The following is a 17361-nucleotide window of genomic DNA, read 5'->3' on the forward strand; positions in this document are numbered from 1 at the left end:
GATATCGAGGGTTGCGAAGGATCGACCGCCTAGGGCGTATCCCGATCCGTGCATCGCAGCCGGACGGCCGCGGCACGTGTCAGAGCATGCCGGTTTCGAGGCGCGCGGCTTCCGACATCATCGAGCGGTTCCACGGCGGGTCGAACACGAGTTCCACGTCGGCCTCGACGACCGTGGGAATCAGTTCCAGCTTGCTGCGCACGTCGTCGACGAGGATGTCGCCCATGCCGCAGCCTGGCGCGGTGAGGGTCATCTTGACCTCGAGCCGGCGCTGACCATCGTCGGCAGCCTGCACATCGGCCTCGTAGATGAGTCCGAGATCGACGACATTGATCGGGATTTCCGGGTCGAAGCAGGTGCGCAACTGGCTCCAGACCATGCGCTCGACGGCCGCATCATCGGCGCCGTCGGGCAGTTCCAGCGGCACCGGCGGCTCCTTGCCGATCGCATCGGCGTCGCGGCCGGAGATCCGGAACAGGTTGCCTTCCACGAACAGCGTGTAGCTGCCGCCCAGCGCCTGGGTGATGTAGCCGGCGCTGCCCGCGGGCAGGGTCACGTGTTCGCCGGCCGGCACGAGGACGGCGGCGCAATCGCGCTCGAAACGGACGGGTTCGCTGCTGCGGGAGTACATAGGACCATCAGATGGTGGCCAGGGGCGGCCACGACAAGTGCTGTCATTGTATCGCCGCGCGCCGGTATGCTGGCCGGCCGTTTCCGCGATGCAGCCTTCCATGCCGCCAAGGCACCACCCCGCGGGCGCCCGGCGCTGGCCGCTGGCGACCGCATTGTTGCTGCTCGGCAGCACCGGTATTGCCGCCGCCTGGATCCTGCTGGCCGACGCGAGCGGTACCCAGACCAGCTGGATGGCGGTCATCGCCGCGCTCGATGCGGCCTGGCTGCTGCGGCTTGCGCGCGCCCGACCCGGCCTGGCGCGCGCGTTCGCCGGCACCGCGGCCACCGTGCTGTCGATCGTGATCGCCAACTTCGGCATCGCCGCCGCGCAGCTCGCACGCCCGATGGGCGTGCTGCCCTGGGAGTCGGCGCTCAAGCTCGGCCCCCACCACGCCTATACGCTGGCCTCGCTGGCCAACGCGCCCGTGGACCTGGCCTGGCTCGGTGCCGCGGTCGTGATCGCGGCGGTGACCTCGCGCTGAGCCGACAAGCGGCTCAGTGGCCGCCATCGAGAGCCTTGAGCTCAGCGACCAGCGCGCCCGCGGCTTCGGCGCCGTCTCCGTAGAGCATGCGGGTGTTGTCGGCGTAGAACAGCGCGTTCTCGATGCCGGCAAAGCCCGTGCCTTTGCCGCGCTTGATCACCACCACGTTCTTCGCCAGCACCACGTCGAGGATCGGCATGCCGTAGATCGGACTCTGCGGGTCGGTCTTCGCCACCGGATTGACCACGTCGTTGGCGCCGATCACCAGCACCACGTCGGTGTTCGGGAATTCCGGATTGACGTCGTCCATGTCGACGATCAGGTCGTAGGGCACGCCGGCCTCGGCCAGCAGCACGTTCATGTGCCCGGGCATGCGTCCAGCAACGGGATGGATCGCGAAGCGCACCTTGACCCCGCGCTCGATCAGGCGCTGGCTCAGCTCCCAGATCTTGTGCTGCGCCTGGGCCACGGCCATGCCGTAGCCGGGCACGATCACCACACGCTCGGCATACGCCATCAGCGCGGCGACATCGGCCGCTTCGATCGGTTTCTGGCTGCCTTCGATCGCAGCCGCGGGGCCGCCGGCGCTGAAGCTCGAGAACAGCACGCTGGCGATCGAGCGGTTCATCGCCTTGGCCATCAGCCGCGTCAGCAGCATGCCGGCTGCGCCGACCATGGTGCCGGCGATGATCAGCGCCTCGTTGCCGAGCACGTAGCCCTCGAAGGCCACGGCAAGCCCCGTCAGCGCGTTGTAGAGCGAGATCACCACCGGCATGTCGGCGCCGCCGATCGGCAGCGTCATCAGCACGCCGAGCGCGAGCGCCAGCACGAAGAACACGACGATCGCCGGCACACCGAGCGCGTGCACGATCAGGCCGCCGGCGATCAACGCGCCGACGAACACCACCAGGTTGAAGAGCTGCTGGCCCGGAAACACGTAGCGCTTGTCCATGCGCCCATCGAGCTTGGCCCAGGCGATCACCGAACCCGACAGCGCGATCGCGCCGATCAGCGCGCCCAGTACCGCGAGCACCAGCGACAGCCGCGCCGGCGCTGCGCCAGCCGCCGACCAGCGCAGCAGCTCGACCGCCCCGATCGCCGCCGCCGAACCGCCGCCCAGGCCGTTGTAGAGCGCGACCATCTGCGGCATGTCGGTAATCGCGACCTTCTTGCCCGACACCCAGGCAAAGCCGGTGCCCAGCGCGATCGCAACCAGCATCAGGCCGATGTTCGCCAGCCCAGGGACGAAGAACGTCGCCACCGTCGCCAGCACCATGCCCACGCCGGCCCACTGGATACCCGAACGCGCGGTACGCGGCGAGGCCATGCGCTGCAGGCCGAGCAGGAACAGCGTGGCGGCGATGAAATAGCTGGCGGCGACGAGCCCCTGCAGACCGCTCATGCGATGCCTCCCATGCGCGTCGGACCCGCAAGGCAGGCGGCCCTCACTCCGGCTTCCCCGGACGGCCCGACGGCTTGAACATCTCCAGCATTCGCTCGGTCACCACGTAACCGCCTGCGGCGTTGCCGGCCCCCATCAGCACGGCGATGAAGCCGATGACCTTCTCCAGCGTGGTATCGGCGTGGCCGAGCACCAGCATCGCGCCGATCAGCACGATGCCATGGATGAAGTTCGAACCCGACATCAGCGGGGTGTGCAGGATCACCGGCACCCGCGAGATGATCACGTGGCCGGCGATCGCCGCCAGCATGAAGATGTACAGCGCCACGACACCATCGATCATTGCGATTCCCCGGGCCCGTCGTCCGCATCATAACCGCCGTTGAACGGCGCGCCAGCCGCTGCGTGCCCGCGACGTCAACCACCTCGACGGACGCGCGTTGACCTGTGCACACCCCGCCACTGGCGACGACCCGACGATGGATGGCAGCTACTTCCCCGAACCACGAGCGCGTGCCGCGCACGGTAGGCTTGGCGACGTGACCGACACCTTCGTCGCGGCCGACGCCGCCAGTCCCGTGCAGCCGACAACGCTGGAAGGCTTTCTCGCCAGCGTCGAACGCCGCGCCTTCCGCTTTGCCGAACTCGGCCTGCGCCATCGCGACGATGCGCTGGACGCGGTGCAGGACGCGATGATCAAAATGCTCGGCTATCGCGACCGACCGCCGGCGGAATGGACACCGCTGTTCTGGACCGTGCTGCGCAGCCGGATCATCGATGTGCAGCGGCGGCGCACGTTCCGCCTGAGCTGGCTCAGCGATGCGCGCATGCCCGACGGCGAAGAGATCGACTGGGCCGACGCCGGCCCCGATCCAGCACGCAACCATGATGGCCGCGAAGCCTGGGGGCGGTTGACCGAGGCACTGCGCCAGTTGCCGCGGCGCCAGCGCGAAGCGTTCTCGCTGCGCGTGCTCGAAGAGTTCGACGTCGAAACCACCGCCCGCATCATGGGATGCGGCGAGGGCTCGGTGAAAACCCATCTGTTCCGCGCCCGCGACGCGCTGCAGAAGCACCTGGAGGAATTCCGATGAACCGGTCGCACGACCCGCAGGACGACGCCGCGCTGCGCGCGCTCTACGCCCAAGCGCAGGACTCGATCTCGCCTGCGACCACCACGCGCCTGCATCGCGCGCGCCACGCCGCATCGCAGACGCCTGCACCCGCACGTCGCGGCTGGGGCATGCCGCTGGCGACCGGTTTCGCCGCGGTGTGCGCGATCGCCATCGGCGCACGCATGCTGATCCCCGGTGTGGATTCGCCGGCGCAGACCGCAACGCCGGTCCTCGCCGCAGCCGACTCGGCCGCGCACCTCGACGAAGGCGTGGATGAGGCCCTGGCCGGTTACGACGAATCCCCTGATTTCTATCGCTGGCTTGCCGCCAACGAATCCACCCTGCTTGCCGTGGAATGACCATGTCCCTGTCCCGTACCGTTCTTCTCACCGCGGCACTGCCGCTGCTGCTCCTGTGCGGCCGCGCTGCGATCGCCCAGTCCGCGCCGCCCCCGGCCTGGGACCAGCTCACCCCCGCCCAGCGCGAACAGCTGATCGGGCCGGTGCGCGAGCGCTGGAACGGCGCCAGCGCCGAGGAACGCAGCCGCATGCTGGAACATGCGCGGCGTTGGCAGTCGATGACGCCGGCCGAGCGCGCCGAGGCCCGTCACGGCATGCACAGCTGGAAGCAGTTGCCGCCCGAGCAACGCGAGGAAGCGCGCGCGCTCTACACCAAACTGCGCACACTGCCGGACGCCGAGCGCGAAGCACTGCGCGAACGCTGGAAGCAGATGACGCCCGAACAGCGCCGGCGCTGGGCTGCGGAGAATCCGGCACCTGCGCATCGCGGCGGCCCGGGCCGCTGATCGACCGCGCGTCGTGGCGCGTCGGCCGGCAGCGCCATCGTCCGGGCGTCGGCCGCAATGGAACGGCCCCTGGCCCGATTTCAACGTGCCCCCTGCCCTCTGATGAGCGAGGGCGGGGGCACATTCAATCCGCGACGCGCTCAGCAGCAGGTCGCGCCGGCCACACCGTTCTGGCCAGCAACTCGTCGTGCCAGTCGGGCGCCAGTGCGCCCTCGACCAGAAGCAGCTGGACGAAATTGAACACATTGCGCGCGAACATATCGCTTGCATGAGTCGCGCCCATCGATGCGAGATCGAGGGGCCCGGCGACGATGACACCATCGACGTCGACGGTTTCGCCCGGCCGGGTCGCCTCGCAGTTGCCGCCGCTTTCCGCAGCCAGATCGACAATCACGCTGCCCGGACGCATGCCCGCGACCATCGCTGCGGTGACGATCTTCGGCGCGGGCCGCCCCGGCACTGCCGCGGTACAGACGGCGACGTCGATGCCCCTGAGATGCTCTCCGAGCCGCCGCTGCTGTTCGGCGCGCTCCTCATCGGTCAGCGCTCGCGCATAGCCGCCCTCGCCTGCCGCGCTGACGCCCAGGTCCAGGAAGCGCCCGCCCAGCGATTCGATCTGCTCGCGCGTCTCCGGTCGCACGTCGAACCCCTCGACCTGCGCCCCCAGCCGTTTCGCCGTTGCAATCGCCTGCAGACCGGCGACACCCGCGCCGACCACGAGCACCTTCGACGGCCGGATTGTGCCGGCCGCGGTCGTGAGCATCGGAAAGAAACGCGGTGCAAGCTGCGCGCCGATCAGCACCGCCTTGTAGCCGGCCATGCCGGCTTGCGAACTGAGCACGTCCATCGATTGCGCACGCGTCGTGCGCGGCAGCCGTTCGAGCGGAAACGCGACCAGCCCGCGCGTGACGATCGCTTCGCCGCGTGCGTCATCGGCTTCGGGCTGTAATACCCCGACCAGCACCGCGCCAGGATCGAGCAATTGCAGGCGATCGACCTCCGGTGGCCGCACGCACAGCACGATGGCAGCCCCTGACAATGCGGCCGGCGCATCGTCGACGAGCACTGCGCCGGCGTCGGTGTAGGCGGCGTCGGCAAAATGCGCGGCGACGCCAAGCCCGCGTTCGACGCGTACCTCGGCACCCGACGCCACGAGTTTCTTGCAGGTTTCGGGCGTCAGCGCAGTCCGCCGTTCGCCTGCCGCGGTCTCACGCGCTACGCCGATCGTCACCGCCATCGACATCGTCCCGGCCTGGAGTCGTGCTCATCCTAGGGCATGTCGGGGGTCGCGGCGCAGCGCCCGGAACACGGCAGCTCGGTCAGCCGCCACCGGCCTGCGCGGCAAGCGTCGCCAGCGCCTGCGAAACCGCGCCGCCCGACGGCCGGGGCTGCAACTGCCCGGCTTCGATCATCGCGTGCAGGTCGGCGGGCATCAGCACCCACTGGCGAGCGCCGGTGGCATCGACGAGCAGGCAGGCGCCGCTGAGCGCGCTCCGCCATGCCAGGCGCAACCTGCGCGCCGCGCCCGCAGCGCCGGGCTGCACGAAACGTTGTCCCTCGACGAATCGCGTGTCGGCAAGCCCCGCCTGTGGATCGGCATCGTCGGGCAACAGTGGCGCGTCGGCAGTGGCCGGCGGCGTGGGCATATGCGTCCGCCGCGGCGTCTGACTCGCGTGCTCGGCGACCAGTCCGGCCAGCCGCGCCTCGGTGGCATCGGCATCGTTGCCCGATTGCGCGCAGCAGTCGCGCAGCGCGGGCAGGATACCGAGCAGGCGATCGGCCACCGCGCTGCCTCCGTCATTGGCCGCCAGCGCATCGGACTCGAGCAGCGCATCGCCGAGCGACAGCACTTCGCGGTAACGATCCGACATCTCGCCATCCCGGAGCCAGGCCTGCTCCAGCGCGCGGCGCCACTCGACATCCAGAAAGCCTGCGACCGATGGCAGCAGTGCACCCACTTCGAGCCTTCGCGACACTTCCGAACGCGCCTGGCGCCGCGCCGCGTCGAGTCGCTCCCGGCCGCGCAATGCCTGCCAAGTGCGGCGCTCGACGGCTTCGGCGCGGCGGCGATTCGCGGCCAGCGCCGCATCGATCTGCGCGAGTTGTGCGGGGAATACGCGGCCATCGCCATGCGGACTGTCGAGCACGGCATCGGCGGCGCGATCGGCGAGTGTCTGCTGCTCGATCGACTGCGGATCTTCGGGATCGACGCCGTCCCACAGCTCAACGAGCGCCGACAACAGCTGCATGGCGGGCGGCGACGAAGGCTCGAACAGCTGCATATCCTCGAGGGCGAGGTGCACCCACACCACGGCGAGCAACGCCAGTCGTTCACGCGCGGGGGGCGTCAACTGGTGGCGTGCGGCGATCAGATCGAACACCGCCCCCACCAGGATCAGCGCCTCGTCCTGCTCGCCGTCGAAGGCGACGGCCTGGCGGTCGATGCCAAGGCCGGCTGCTACCGCGTACAGCCCCTCCCGCAGACGGATCGCGTGGGTCTCCCCGGCCGGCAGGCTGCGTTCGGACTGCAGCAGCGACAGCGTGGAGAGAAACTCGTCGCGACGGAAGCTGCGCTGCGCGGCATCGAGCTCCGCGCGGCGCGCATCGCGCTGACGACGCGCATACCGGCGCAGCACATTGCCGCGCGGTGCGTCCGCACGCAGGCCGGGCGCCACGCCGGCACCGGCTCGCATCACCGCATTGCCCTGCTCCCAGATCGGGGTCCTGTGTGACGGCAAGGCCTCCGTCGAACCCCCGAGGCCCGCGAGCAGGGCTGCATGGTCGCTGTCGCCTGCCAGCGCGCAGCCGGCCTCGGCCAGGCGGGTATTGCACCAGGCGTAGAGCGCGCCCAGTGCGCCGTCCAGCAGGAGCTCGTGACGCCGCAGCAGCAAAGCCCGCAGCCGACGCCCGCAGTCGCCCGCCGCGAATGCGCGCAGGAAGCACTCGACCAGAAAACGCGCGGACAAGGGGTTGCACGGTCGACCGCGGTACTGCACGCGAGTGGCCAGCGTATGCAGCCGGCGATCGATGATGTCGCGCTGACTCTCGAACCGACGATCAAGGGCCTCGGCCACCGGCTGCCCGATCAACTGGGCCTGCAATTCGTCGTCCGACAACAGCGAGAACGCACTGCGGGCGTGGGTCAGCGGAGGCTCAGGCCAGGCCGCGAACACCTCGCCCAACGCCTTCTGCCAGCGATGCTCGTGTTGGATCAGTTCGGCAGCGAGCACGGTCAGACTGGTCAGGTCCTCCACATCGGCGTCGTGCGCCGGCGCGCCCTGGGTGGCGTCATCGCAGGCCTGCTGCAGACGCGCACGCTCGGCGCGCAGGGTTTCGCCCAGCAACGGCAGCAGCCGCGCGGTGGTCTCGCGACGGATTCCTTCCATCAGCTGCGCAGGCGTTTCAGCCCGCTGGGCATCGCCCTGTCCTGGCGTCGACACGGGCATCGCCCCCACTCCGTCCCTCGAAAGATCGCGGGACAATAACGCAAGCGCCGTTTTTGCGCCGCAACGCCGGCGGACGAATGTCAGCCGGTCGCGGCGTCGTTGCCAGGATCGTTGGCGGCGTTGAGTTGCTGCCACAACTGCTTCATCGCCTCGTCGAACGGCGCATCGACCGCACGAACGACCGCGCGGCCGGCGCCGACGAGTGCGGCCAGTTCCTCAGGAGAGACGACCATTCGACGCACGCCGCGGCGGTTGACGATCAACAGGCGGTGCGACAACGGGCTGATCCACGCGATACGCGCCGCGGACTCGCGACCGTTCTCGTCGACCAGCCGCAACCACTGCCCAACGCGCAACTGGCGCATGCGCGCGGCGATCGTGGGATCGAACGCCAGCGCATCGTGGCCGCCCGCCAGACGCAGGGCGGGGTCAGTGACGTCGTCCTCGACCTCGGGAGACTGCGGCGCATGCACGCTGCGCGGCGTGTCGGGGAGCGCCAGCGCGGCAATGATCCGCGCCACCGCGTCGCGCGCTGCATTGGCGTCGAGCCCGCAGCTGGAATAGCACTCGGCCAGCGGCACCTGCAGCGCGAGCAGTTCATCGGCGACTGCCGTGCCGAGCGCATGTGCAGCGTCGAAGTCGACCTGGACCATCGCGTCGCCAACGCCGATCGCGGCGAGATGCCGGGGCGAGTCCGGCCCATCGCGCAACCAGGTCTGGGTGAGGTGATGGCGCCAGTGGCGATCAAGGAAGAACGCGACCGCAGCCGTCAACGGACGCTCCGACAACCGCGAGGCCACCATGTCGTCGACACCGCGACGCGCCTGCTGCAGGCGTTCGCGGCCGTGGATGGCCTCGGCCGCGCGGCGTTCAGCGACGTCGGCACGCCGACGCTGCTGGTCCAGCCGCTCACGTAGCTCGGCGGCGGCCAGCTCGAAAACGGCCTGGTCGCTCTCATATTCATCGACAACCCGGTCGACCACGCGACCGGCCTGATCGAGCAGATCGCGGTCCTGCGGCGTATCGCCGACGTTGCCGTCGCAGGCCTCGGTGACCGCGTCCAGCAGACGACGTGCCGGATGGGCGCGCTGATTGAACATCGAATCGTCGGTCAGGGCGACCTTCAGGTACGGCATCACCAGCCGGCCGTAGATGTCCCGCGCCTGCAAGAGCAGATCATTGGCGTCGAACAGGGCCTGGAACAGGATGCCGACCAGATCGATCGCATCCTCGTCCTCCTGGCTCAGCGGCGTCTGCTCGGTGTCGACGCCCAACTCGCGCAGGCCCCGCAGCAACTCGTCGCGGATCACATCGCCCAGGCGGCGACGGTCGTCGCCGACCAGCGCGCGCGCGAACGGCGCGGAGTCGTCGCCCTGCAGCATCCGCGCGACGCTCAACAGCTGCGACATGTCCAGCACCGGCCCACCCGCGCCATCAGCGCCCGCGTCCGCCGCCGGGCTCTGGGCGCGATACTCGCGCCAGTGGTGCAACTGCTCACGCACGAGGTCGCGGTAGCCGCGCGGCGCACTCGACCCGGCGGGCGTGTGTCCGTGCGCTGCAAGCACGTCCATCAGCCCGGCGGACAGCGGACCGTAGACCGGCGTATCTTCACCATCGGGGGACACTGCGAAGTCCTGTGCCGTATGCGGCACCACGCCGCCATCCGGCTCCCACTGTTCGCCGGCCGCATCCTGCCGCGTCGAGCGGGCTGGAGCTGCCGCGTGGACTGCATGAGCTGCTGGGCGCCCGGTGGACTGCGCGGCGGTCGCGCCGGGACCGATCCCTGCCGCGTCCAGCGACGCATTGGCCTTGGCGTAGACCTCCCCCAGAATGCCCGGAAGACGTTTGTCGAGCTGGCTGAATACCATCGTCCGAAGACCGGCGGGCAGCTCATCGGCTTCGAACAGCCGCACAAAGGCCACCACCGCCACTTCGGGACGCAGCGGATTCGCGTGCACGCCCTCGATGCCCAGCCGCGCCGCCAGCGCATCCATCCGGTCGCCCAGCGCGGTGAGCGGATGCAGAAACTGGTGATCCATCAATTCGATGATCTGCTGCGCAGCCAGTTGCACTTCCAGCTCGCCTTCCGACATCAACGACAGGCCATCGGCGACGGGCGGCGCAGGGCGGTCCGCCAGCCACTGGTCGAATTCGGTTTCGATCGCCTTGCGATAGCGCGTGGCAAGCTCGAGCGCGCGCTGGCTCAGATCCAGCACGGCCACGCGTTCGTCCTGCGCGACCATGTAATCGTGATGCGCGAGCGCGGCCAGCCGCACCTGCTCCTCGATTGCGCTCCAGAAGCCCGACAGCACCCCGCCGAGTCCGGTCACCGCGTCATGACGCAGCGTCTCGAGCACGCGGGCAGCGTCGCGCGCCGGACCCGCGCGCGAACCCGAGGCAGCGCCGATTTCGTGGTGATGCGTCATTTGGGGGAGAATCGGAGGAGGGCAGAGTGCCCCGTGCATACGATTCCCCAATGGTGGCGACAGATCTGTGATGAATTCCTCAAATCCTGAACACGACGCACTCTCATTGCTCAATGCCCGCCGTTCAGTGCCTGCCAAGCAGCTCGATGCCCCCGGCCCGGACGAGGCCACGTTGCTGCGGATGCTGCGCTCCGCGGTGCGCGTGCCCGATCACGGCAAGCGGGTGCCGTTCCGCTTCCTGCGCATCACAGGCAGCGACCGCGACGCGCTCGGGGAGCGGCTCGCGGCGCGTTCACAGGCGCGCGATCCGGATATCGGCGAAGGCGCTCTCGACAAGGACCGCCGGCGCTTCTCGCATGCACCGATGGTCATCGTCGTGGTGGCGGTGCTCGATCCCGACGACACCAAGATTCCCGAGGTCGAGCGTCTGCTGACCGCCGGCAGCGTTTGTTTCGCCCTGCTCCAGGCCGCGCAGGCGCTGGGCTTCGGCGCTTCGTGGCTGTCGGGCTGGCCGGCCTACGATGCCGAGATCCTCGCCCTGCTCGGCCTGGGTGGGAACGAGCGCGTGGCGGGTTTCATCCATATCGGCACGCCACGCATCGAGGCGCCGGAACGCGAGCGGCCGGATCCTGCCGCATTGCTGACCGATTGGCACGCGCCATGACGTTGCCGCCGCAGACGCTGCAGGCATCGCCACCGCCGCCCACTGCGCCGCTGTACCTGATCGACGCCAGCCTCTACGTGTTCCGCGCCTGGCATTCGATGCCTGACGAGTTCCGCGATGCCGAGGGCTGGCCGACCAATGCGGTGCACGGCTTCGCACGCTTTCTCGCTGAACTGGTCGAGCGGGTGAATCCGCAGTACATCGCCATCGCATTCGACGAAGCGCTCGACAGCTGCTTCCGCAACCGCATCTATCCCGCCTACAAGGCCAACCGCCCGCCCGCGCCCGACGAACTGCGTCGCCAGTTCGCGCACTGCAAGGCGCTATGCCGCGCGCTCGGCTTCGTGGTGCTGGCCGATACCGAGTACGAAGCCGACGATCTGATCGGCAGCGCGCTGGTGGCCGGCCGTACGCGGGCACATCACGGCGTCATCGTGTCGGCCGACAAGGACCTGTCGCAACTGCTCGAGGGCGCGGACGAACAGTGGGACTACGCGCGTGGCGTGCGCTGGAGCGCGGCCGGCGTACGCGATCGTCACGGCGTCGAGGCGCACCAGATCGCCGACTACCTGGCGCTGTGCGGCGACGCGGTCGACAACATCCCCGGCGTGCCCGGCATCGGCTGCAAGACCGCGGCGAGTCTGCTGCATCACTTCCGCACGCTCGATGCGTTGCTGGAACGCAGCGACGAAATCCAGTTCCTGCGCTTCCGCGGCGCCGGCCAGGTGGGTCCGAAACTGCGTCAGCACGCCGAGGCCGCGCGCCTGTACCGGCAGCTGACGACGATTGCCTGCGACGCGCCGCTGGGCGAAGGCACAGGCGGTTTCGCGCGCCGCACCGGCGATGCCGCAGCGCTGCAGGCGCTGTGCGAAACCCTGCGTTTCGGGCCGCTGACCCGTCGTCGCCTGCACAGCGTCGCCGGCCTGGACTACGCGCCGCCCGCGATGGCCTGAGCGCGCTGTCGGTCGTCACGGCCGCGCGTTAGCATCCACGCATGACGAATCCATCGATGCGCGAACATACCGAAGTGCTCTACCAGGGCGACTGGCTGCGGCTGGTCCGCCATGGCACATGGGAAGCCTGCGAACGCACGCACGGCGGCGACGGCATGGCGGTGCTGGTGATCGCGGTGACACCTGACGACGAAGTGCTCTTTGTCGAGCAGTACCGGGTGCCGCTGGGCGCCCGGACGATCGAAATGCCGGCGGGGCTGGTCGGCGACGGCGGATCCACCGATTCGCTCGAAGATGCGGCGCGACGTGAGCTGATCGAGGAAACCGGCTGGTCGGCCGGCCGCGTCGACGTGTTGTTGACCGGCCCGACCACTGCCGGCATGAGCAACGAACGCGTCGCCTTCGTGCGTGCGCGTGAGCTGACGCGTGTCGGCGACGGCGGCGGCGTCGATGACGAGGCGATCATCGTCCACACCGTCCCGCGCGCGACCGCACCGGCCTGGCTGATGCGCAAACACGCGGAAGGCTTCGAGCTCGATCTCAAGCTCTGGGCCGGCCTGTGGATGGTGGACTTCAATCCGGACGGTTCACCCGCGGATTGAGCGACGGACAGCCCTATGGCGCGCGGAACGCCAGCGTTGCGAGGGCGACCGGCATCAGGCGATTGAGCGGAGTGACCGTGTCATCCCAGTCGTCCTCGTACAGGCCGGCAAGACGGAACCCGGCTGCCAGTTGTCCGCCGATCTGGGTCTGCAGCGAATGCCCGAACTCGGCGGCGCGTCCGCTTGCGTCCCAGGCGGCACGCGCGGCCGGCCTCAGACTGTCCGGCTCCGCATACGGCAGGCGGTGACGCGCGACGCAGACACCGGTGTCCGTCGCCTCGTCATGATCGAACAGAAAAAACGCAGGATTCATGAAGCCGGCCAGCAGGCGTCCGCCCGGGCGCAGTACGCGGGCGCACTCGCGCCACACCGCTTCCACGTCCGGCACGAAGACGTTCGATACCGGATGGAACACGATGTCGAAACTCGCATCAGCGAACGCAGACAGGTCGGCCATGTCGCCGCGTACGCAATGCAGCGCCAGCCCGTCGCGTTCGGCGACGGCACGGTCCTTTTCGAGTTGCACGTCCGACAGATCGAAACTCGTGACCCGCGCCCCGGCCGCAGCCAGGACCGGCGCCTGCTGTCCGCCGCCCGACGCCAGACACAGCAGATCGCATGCGTCCAGCGTACCGAACCAGTCGCGCGGCACCGCACGGTTCGGCGTCAGGATGACGGACCAGTCGCCACCACGCGCCGCCGCGATCACCCCGGCGTCCACAGGCGTCGTCCACGCGCTGCCGGATGTGGATTCGCGATTCCACGCCGCACGGTTGTGTTCGAGCACATCCATCAGATGGACCTCAGGCCTTCTTGACGAACTCCGTCCGCAGTACCAGGCCCTTGACCTTCTCGACGTTGCATTCGATCAGGTCGGGGTCGTCGGTCAGACGGATGTTCTTGGCCAGCGTGCCGCGCTTGAGCGTGACGCTGGTGCCCTTGACCTTGAGGTCCTTGATCACGGTGACCGCGTCACCGTCGGCGAGGCGGGCGCCGTTGCTGTCCTTGACGATGATTTCTTCTTCAGACATCGGAATTTCCTGCGCGCGACGGGCCTGCCGTCGCGCATTGATGGGTGGACTGGCGGCGCCGCAGATCGACTACGGCGCGTGCATCAGGCGAAGCGATCGGTCGCACGCACCAGCGCGTCGATGTTTTCGGCCTCGAACGCGGAATGGCCCGAGGCCGGCGTCACGACCAGCTCGGCCTTGGGCCAGACCTGGTGCAGATCGAACGCGTTCTGCACCGGGCAGACCACGTCGTAGCGGCCGTGGACGATGACGCCCGGGATGTCGACCATGCGGTAGGCGTCGCGCAACAACTGGTCGTCGACCTCGAAGAAACCCGCGTTGGTGAAGTAGTGGTTTTCGATGCGCGCGAAGGCGAGCGCGAACTGCGCGTCGGCGTGGCTGTCGGCGAAATCGGCATCGACGTGCAGGAAGCTCGTCGCGCCTTCCCACACGCTCCAAGCGCGTGCGGCCGCCAGACGCGTGGTTTCATCGTCGCTGGTCAGGCGGGTGTGGAACGCCGCGATCAGATCGCCGCGCTCCGATTCCGGAATGGCGGCGATGTACTGCTGCCAGGCCTCCGGAAACAGACGCGACGCGCCTTCCTGGTAGAACCATTCCAGTTCCCAGCGGCGCAGCATGAAGATGCCGCGCAGGATCAGTTCGGTGACCTGGCGCGGATGCATCTGCGCATAGGCCAGGGCCAGCGTCGATCCCCAGGAGCCGCCGAACACCTGCCAGCGCTCGATGCCCAGATGGACGCGCAACCGCTCGATGTCGGCGACGAGATCCCAGGTGGTATTGGCGACCAGGTCGGCGTGCGGCGTGGAGCGGCCGGCCCCGCGCTGGTCGAACAGCACGATCCGGTATTTGGCGGGATCGTGGAAACTGCGCATCTTCGGACTGCAGCCGCCACCCGGACCGCCGTGCAGCAGCACCACCGGCTTGCCCTTCGGATTGCCGCACTGCTCGTAATAGAGCGTGTGGCGGTCGTCGACGGCGAGCATGCCGGTGTCGAAGGGTTCGATGGCGGGATAGAGCTGGCGCATGCGCGTGGATCCGGGGAAAACAGGCGCCCAGTCTATCAGTCGGCCTTTCGTGCCTCGGGTGCGCGGCCCAGCGTCACGCGGTCGCGGGCTTCGAGATCGCGCTCGGTCGCCACCTCGACGAGACCCGCTCGTTCGAACAGCGCGCGCACCGCCGCTCCCTGCGCGAGACCGTGCTCGACCAGCAGCCAGCCACGGGGCGCAAGATGCGCGAGCGCGCCCGCGGCGATGCTGCGGATCGCGTCCAGACCATCGGCACCGGACGACAGCGCCGAGGTGGGTTCGAAGCGCAGATCGCCCCGCGCCAGATGCGGGTCCGCGTCTTCGATATAGGGCGGATTACTGGCGATCACGTCGAAGCGCGCGCCGGCCAGCGGCGCGTACCAATCGCCGTGAGCGAAGCGCACCTGCGTCAGTTCCAGCGCTTGCGCGTTGGCGCGTGCGACCGCGAGCGCGTCGACGCTGGCATCCGTCGCCAGCACCGCGGCGTCGGGTCGTTCGCGTGCGATCGCCAGCGCGATTGCCCCGCTGCCGGTGCCGAGATCCACCACGCGCGCGTCCGCGGCAGGCAACCGCGCCAGCGCCAGTTCGACCAGCAATTCGGTTTCCGGCCGCGGAATCAGGGTTGCCGGCGTCACCGCCAGATCGAAGTCCCAGAAGCCACGCACGCCGGTGAGATAGGCGACCGGTTCACCGGCGGCGCGGCGCGCGACCAGCGCTTCGAAACGCTCGGGCACGCCATCGGGCGCGGGATCGCGTGCATGCGCGTAGAGCCAGCTTTGCGAACGACCCGCGGCATGTGCGAGCAGCCAGCGCGCATCGATCGCGTCGATACGGCCGGCGGCGTCGCGCAGCAGTGCATCCAGAGCGGGACTCGGATTCGTAATCATGACTTCACATCGTAGCCGGGCCCCGGCCGGGCATGGTGTCGCACCTCGAGGAGATCACCGATGCGCCGTTCGATCCACGCCTGTGTCGCCGCCACCCTCGCCCTGCTTGTTTCGGGCTGCCAGAGCGCGTTCTTCGGCTTCGTCAATCGCGATAGCACACAGCCGGATGCCACGGCGGTCTACGACGCCACGCGCGGGCTGGCGCTCGACATCTACCGCCCGCAGAACGCGGCGCCCGATACCCCAGTGGTGCTGTTCTTCTACGGCGGCTCCTGGCAGTACGGCACGCGCGCGCAGTACCGCTTCGTCGGCAGCCGGCTGGCGCAGAACGGTGTCGTTGCCATCGTTGCGGATTACCGCACCTGGCCGGCCGCCGGCTTCCCGGCGTTCATGGGCGACGCCGCGCACGCGGTGCGCTGGACCGTCGACCACGCGGCCGAGTACGGCGGAGACCCGAAGCGTGTATTCGTCGCAGGCCACTCGGCCGGCGCCCAGATCGCCGCGCTGCTGGGCACGGACGCGCGACATCTCGCCGCGGTCGACCTGAAGCCGAAGGATCTGGCCGGCGTGATCGGCCTGTCGGGCCCGTACGACTTCGTCATCAGCGGCAAGCTCGAGGAGATCTTCGGCCCGCGCAGCCAGTGGCCCGAGGCGATGGCGGTGAAGTTCGTCGATGGCGACGAGCCGCCGTTCCTGCTGATCCATGGCGACGGCGACCGCACGGTCGATGTCGGCAACAGCCGCAAGCTGGACTTCGCGCTGCGTCGCAAGGGCGTCGACTCGACGCTGGAGATCATCTCTGGCGGCAACCACTTCGTGACCGCCGCCGCGTTTTATGAGCCGGAGCGCGCCCCCGAGGTGTTGCCGGCGGTGCGCGAGTTCATCGGCCTGGTTCAGGCGGATGCCGGATCCGAGACAAAATGAAGGCGGCCGAAGCCGCCTTCAAAAATTCCGTGGACGTGTGGGAGGGAAGTACGAACACGGAACCCGGTACGCGGCTTCAAGGCCGCGGGCGCCGCCTGAAATCGCTGGACGACGCCTGTTGACCCGATATTGCTGCAGCGCAGCAGCGATTGCAAGCGTCCATGTAATCGTTTCCGGTGACACTATTCACGGTCCATTGGCGTGAGGAAATCGATAGCCCCCATCTATCGATTGAATTTCTATAATCGATTTCCCAAATCGATAGACGGCGCCTAATCTATGCGCAGCCGGAGTCACCGGCCGCGACCAAGTCGCACGCCTTCCCCCCGTCCAGGAGCTTTCATGTCCCTCATCAACACCGAAGTCCAGCCGTTCAAGACCACCGCATTCCAGAACGGCGAGTTCATCGAAGTCAGCAACGAGAGCCTCAAGGGCAAGTGGTCGGTCCTGATCTTCATGCCCGCCGCCTTCACCTTCAACTGCCCGACCGAGGTCGAGGACGCGGCCGACAATTACGCCGAGTTCCAGAAGATCGGCGCCGAGGTCTACATCGTCACCACCGATACGCACTTCTCGCACAAGGTGTGGCATGAGACCTCGCCGGCCGTCGGCAAGGCGCAGTTCCCGCTGGTCGGCGACCCGACCCACCAGCTGACCAACGCGTTCGGCGTGCATATCGCCGAGGAAGGCCTGGCGCTGCGCGGCACCTTCGTCATCAACCCCGAGGGCGTGATCAAGACTGTCGAGATCCATGACAACGCGATCGCCCGTGACGTCACCGAAACCCTGCGCAAGCTCAAGGCCGCGCAGTACGTCGCCGCCAACCCGAACGAGGTCTGCCCGGCCAAGTGGAAGGAAGGCGAGAAGACCCTTGCCCCGTCGCTCGATCTCGTCGGCAAGATCTGATCTGCGCCACCGGTGGTCGCGCGT

The 17361-nt window shown here is 68.6% G+C and carries 18 protein-coding genes and 1 pseudogene; 9 read left to right on the forward strand and 10 right to left on the reverse strand.

From position 1 onward, the window contains the following. Positions 1 to 79 precede the first annotated feature (79 nt). On the reverse strand, positions 80 to 631 hold the full coding sequence (gene sufT / locus J2W68_RS04095) for a putative Fe-S cluster assembly protein SufT (protein ID WP_310233039.1): 552 nt from the start codon (positions 629 to 631) through the stop codon (positions 80 to 82). A gap of 100 nt (positions 632 to 731) precedes the next feature. On the opposite strand from sufT, the gene J2W68_RS04100 reads away from it, so the two are divergent. After that, on the forward strand, positions 732 to 1154 hold the full coding sequence (locus J2W68_RS04100; protein WP_310233041.1) for a hypothetical protein: 423 nt from the start codon (positions 732 to 734) through the stop codon (positions 1152 to 1154). A 13-nt stretch (positions 1155 to 1167) separates the two neighbouring features. On the opposite strand, the gene J2W68_RS04105 is transcribed toward J2W68_RS04100, so the two are convergent. Together J2W68_RS04105 and J2W68_RS04110 are read right to left on the reverse strand one after the other, a co-directional pair. Then, positions 1168 to 2556: an NAD(P)(+) transhydrogenase (Re/Si-specific) subunit beta gene (locus J2W68_RS04105; protein ID WP_310233043.1), complete on the reverse strand. Its 1389-nt coding sequence runs from the start codon at positions 2554 to 2556 to the stop codon at positions 1168 to 1170. Positions 2557 to 2599: 43 nt separating this feature from the next. Next, the gene (locus J2W68_RS04110; RefSeq protein ID WP_310150697.1) at positions 2600 to 2899 is read right to left on the reverse strand and encodes an NAD(P) transhydrogenase subunit alpha; all 300 of its coding nucleotides are present in this window, start codon (positions 2897 to 2899) and stop codon (positions 2600 to 2602) included. A 196-nt stretch (positions 2900 to 3095) separates the two neighbouring features. Here J2W68_RS04110 and J2W68_RS04115 point away from each other — a divergent pair, with 196 nt between their 5' ends. The 3 genes from J2W68_RS04115 to J2W68_RS04125 are packed head-to-tail and all read left to right on the forward strand — an operon-like array spanning position 3096 to position 4473. Then, a complete protein-coding gene (locus J2W68_RS04115) occupies positions 3096 to 3647 on the forward strand; it encodes an RNA polymerase sigma factor (RefSeq protein WP_310233044.1) in 552 nt (183 codons plus the stop codon). Further along, positions 3644 to 4027 (forward strand): hypothetical protein, encoded by a 384-nt coding sequence (locus J2W68_RS04120; RefSeq protein ID WP_310150693.1) that lies wholly within the window; start codon positions 3644 to 3646, stop codon positions 4025 to 4027. Before J2W68_RS04115 ends, J2W68_RS04120 begins: the two co-directional genes overlap by 4 nt. Continuing rightward, positions 4024 to 4473 carry a DUF3106 domain-containing protein gene (locus J2W68_RS04125; RefSeq protein ID WP_310233047.1) on the forward strand — a complete coding sequence of 150 codons (450 nt, stop codon included), beginning with the start codon at positions 4024 to 4026 and terminating at the stop codon, positions 4471 to 4473. Before J2W68_RS04120 ends, J2W68_RS04125 begins: the two co-directional genes overlap by 4 nt. 124 nt (positions 4474 to 4597) lie before the next feature. On the opposite strand, the gene J2W68_RS04130 is transcribed toward J2W68_RS04125, so the two are convergent. The 3 genes from J2W68_RS04130 to J2W68_RS04140 all read right to left on the reverse strand — a co-directional run bounded on the left by J2W68_RS04130 (position 4598) and on the right by J2W68_RS04140 (position 10345). Next, positions 4598 to 5710: an NAD(P) transhydrogenase subunit alpha gene (locus J2W68_RS04130; protein WP_310233049.1), complete on the reverse strand. Its 1113-nt coding sequence runs from the start codon at positions 5708 to 5710 to the stop codon at positions 4598 to 4600. An 82-nt stretch (positions 5711 to 5792) separates the two neighbouring features. Further along, positions 5793 to 7919, reverse strand: coding sequence for a DUF1631 family protein (locus tag J2W68_RS04135; RefSeq protein ID WP_310233051.1), 2127 nt, complete (start codon positions 7917 to 7919; stop codon positions 5793 to 5795). A gap of 80 nt (positions 7920 to 7999) precedes the next feature. Beyond that, positions 8000 to 10345, reverse strand: a complete 2346-nt coding sequence (locus tag J2W68_RS04140) for a DUF1631 family protein (RefSeq protein ID WP_310233053.1) — start codon at positions 10343 to 10345, stop codon at positions 8000 to 8002. 70 nt (positions 10346 to 10415) lie between these two features. Between J2W68_RS04140 and J2W68_RS04145 the strand changes: the two genes are divergently transcribed. The 3 genes from J2W68_RS04145 to J2W68_RS04155 are packed head-to-tail and all read left to right on the forward strand — an operon-like array spanning position 10416 to position 12564. Further along, positions 10416 to 11009 carry a nitroreductase family protein gene (locus J2W68_RS04145; protein ID WP_310233055.1) on the forward strand — a complete coding sequence of 198 codons (594 nt, stop codon included), beginning with the start codon at positions 10416 to 10418 and terminating at the stop codon, positions 11007 to 11009. Next, positions 11006 to 11962: a 5'-3' exonuclease gene (locus J2W68_RS04150; RefSeq protein WP_310233058.1), complete on the forward strand. Its 957-nt coding sequence runs from the start codon at positions 11006 to 11008 to the stop codon at positions 11960 to 11962. Before J2W68_RS04145 ends, J2W68_RS04150 begins: the two co-directional genes overlap by 4 nt. A 41-nt stretch (positions 11963 to 12003) precedes the next feature. Continuing rightward, positions 12004 to 12564, forward strand: coding sequence for an NUDIX hydrolase (locus J2W68_RS04155; protein WP_430539665.1), 561 nt, complete (start codon positions 12004 to 12006; stop codon positions 12562 to 12564). 13 nt (positions 12565 to 12577) lie between these two features. Here J2W68_RS04155 and J2W68_RS04160 read toward each other — a convergent pair whose 3' ends face one another. From J2W68_RS04160 to prmC, 4 genes and pseudogenes are all read right to left on the reverse strand, one after another. Then, positions 12578 to 13357 carry a class I SAM-dependent methyltransferase gene (locus J2W68_RS04160; protein ID WP_310233060.1) on the reverse strand — a complete coding sequence of 260 codons (780 nt, stop codon included), beginning with the start codon at positions 13355 to 13357 and terminating at the stop codon, positions 12578 to 12580. A 10-nt stretch (positions 13358 to 13367) separates the two neighbouring features. Next, positions 13368 to 13577, reverse strand: a pseudogene (locus J2W68_RS04165) (alkylphosphonate utilization protein); the annotation flags it as partial. A 101-nt stretch (positions 13578 to 13678) separates the two neighbouring features. Continuing rightward, positions 13679 to 14620, reverse strand: a complete 942-nt coding sequence (gene pip, locus J2W68_RS04170; RefSeq protein ID WP_310233061.1) for a prolyl aminopeptidase — start codon at positions 14618 to 14620, stop codon at positions 13679 to 13681. A 35-nt stretch (positions 14621 to 14655) separates the two neighbouring features. Next, positions 14656 to 15507 carry a peptide chain release factor N(5)-glutamine methyltransferase gene (prmC, locus tag J2W68_RS04175; protein ID WP_310233063.1) on the reverse strand — a complete coding sequence of 284 codons (852 nt, stop codon included), beginning with the start codon at positions 15505 to 15507 and terminating at the stop codon, positions 14656 to 14658. Between the two features lie 60 nt (positions 15508 to 15567). Here prmC and J2W68_RS04180 point away from each other — a divergent pair, with 60 nt between their 5' ends. Then, positions 15568 to 16431, forward strand: a complete 864-nt coding sequence (locus J2W68_RS04180) for an alpha/beta hydrolase (protein ID WP_310233066.1) — start codon at positions 15568 to 15570, stop codon at positions 16429 to 16431. A 342-nt stretch (positions 16432 to 16773) separates the two neighbouring features. Next, on the forward strand, positions 16774 to 17337 hold the full coding sequence (ahpC, locus tag J2W68_RS04185) for an alkyl hydroperoxide reductase subunit C (protein ID WP_101925207.1): 564 nt from the start codon (positions 16774 to 16776) through the stop codon (positions 17335 to 17337). The last annotated feature ends 24 nt before the right edge of the window (positions 17338 to 17361 follow it).

It is taken from the genome of Luteimonas terrae (genome assembly GCF_031457535.1).
GTDB lineage: Bacteria > Pseudomonadota > Gammaproteobacteria > Xanthomonadales > Xanthomonadaceae > Luteimonas > Luteimonas terrae_A.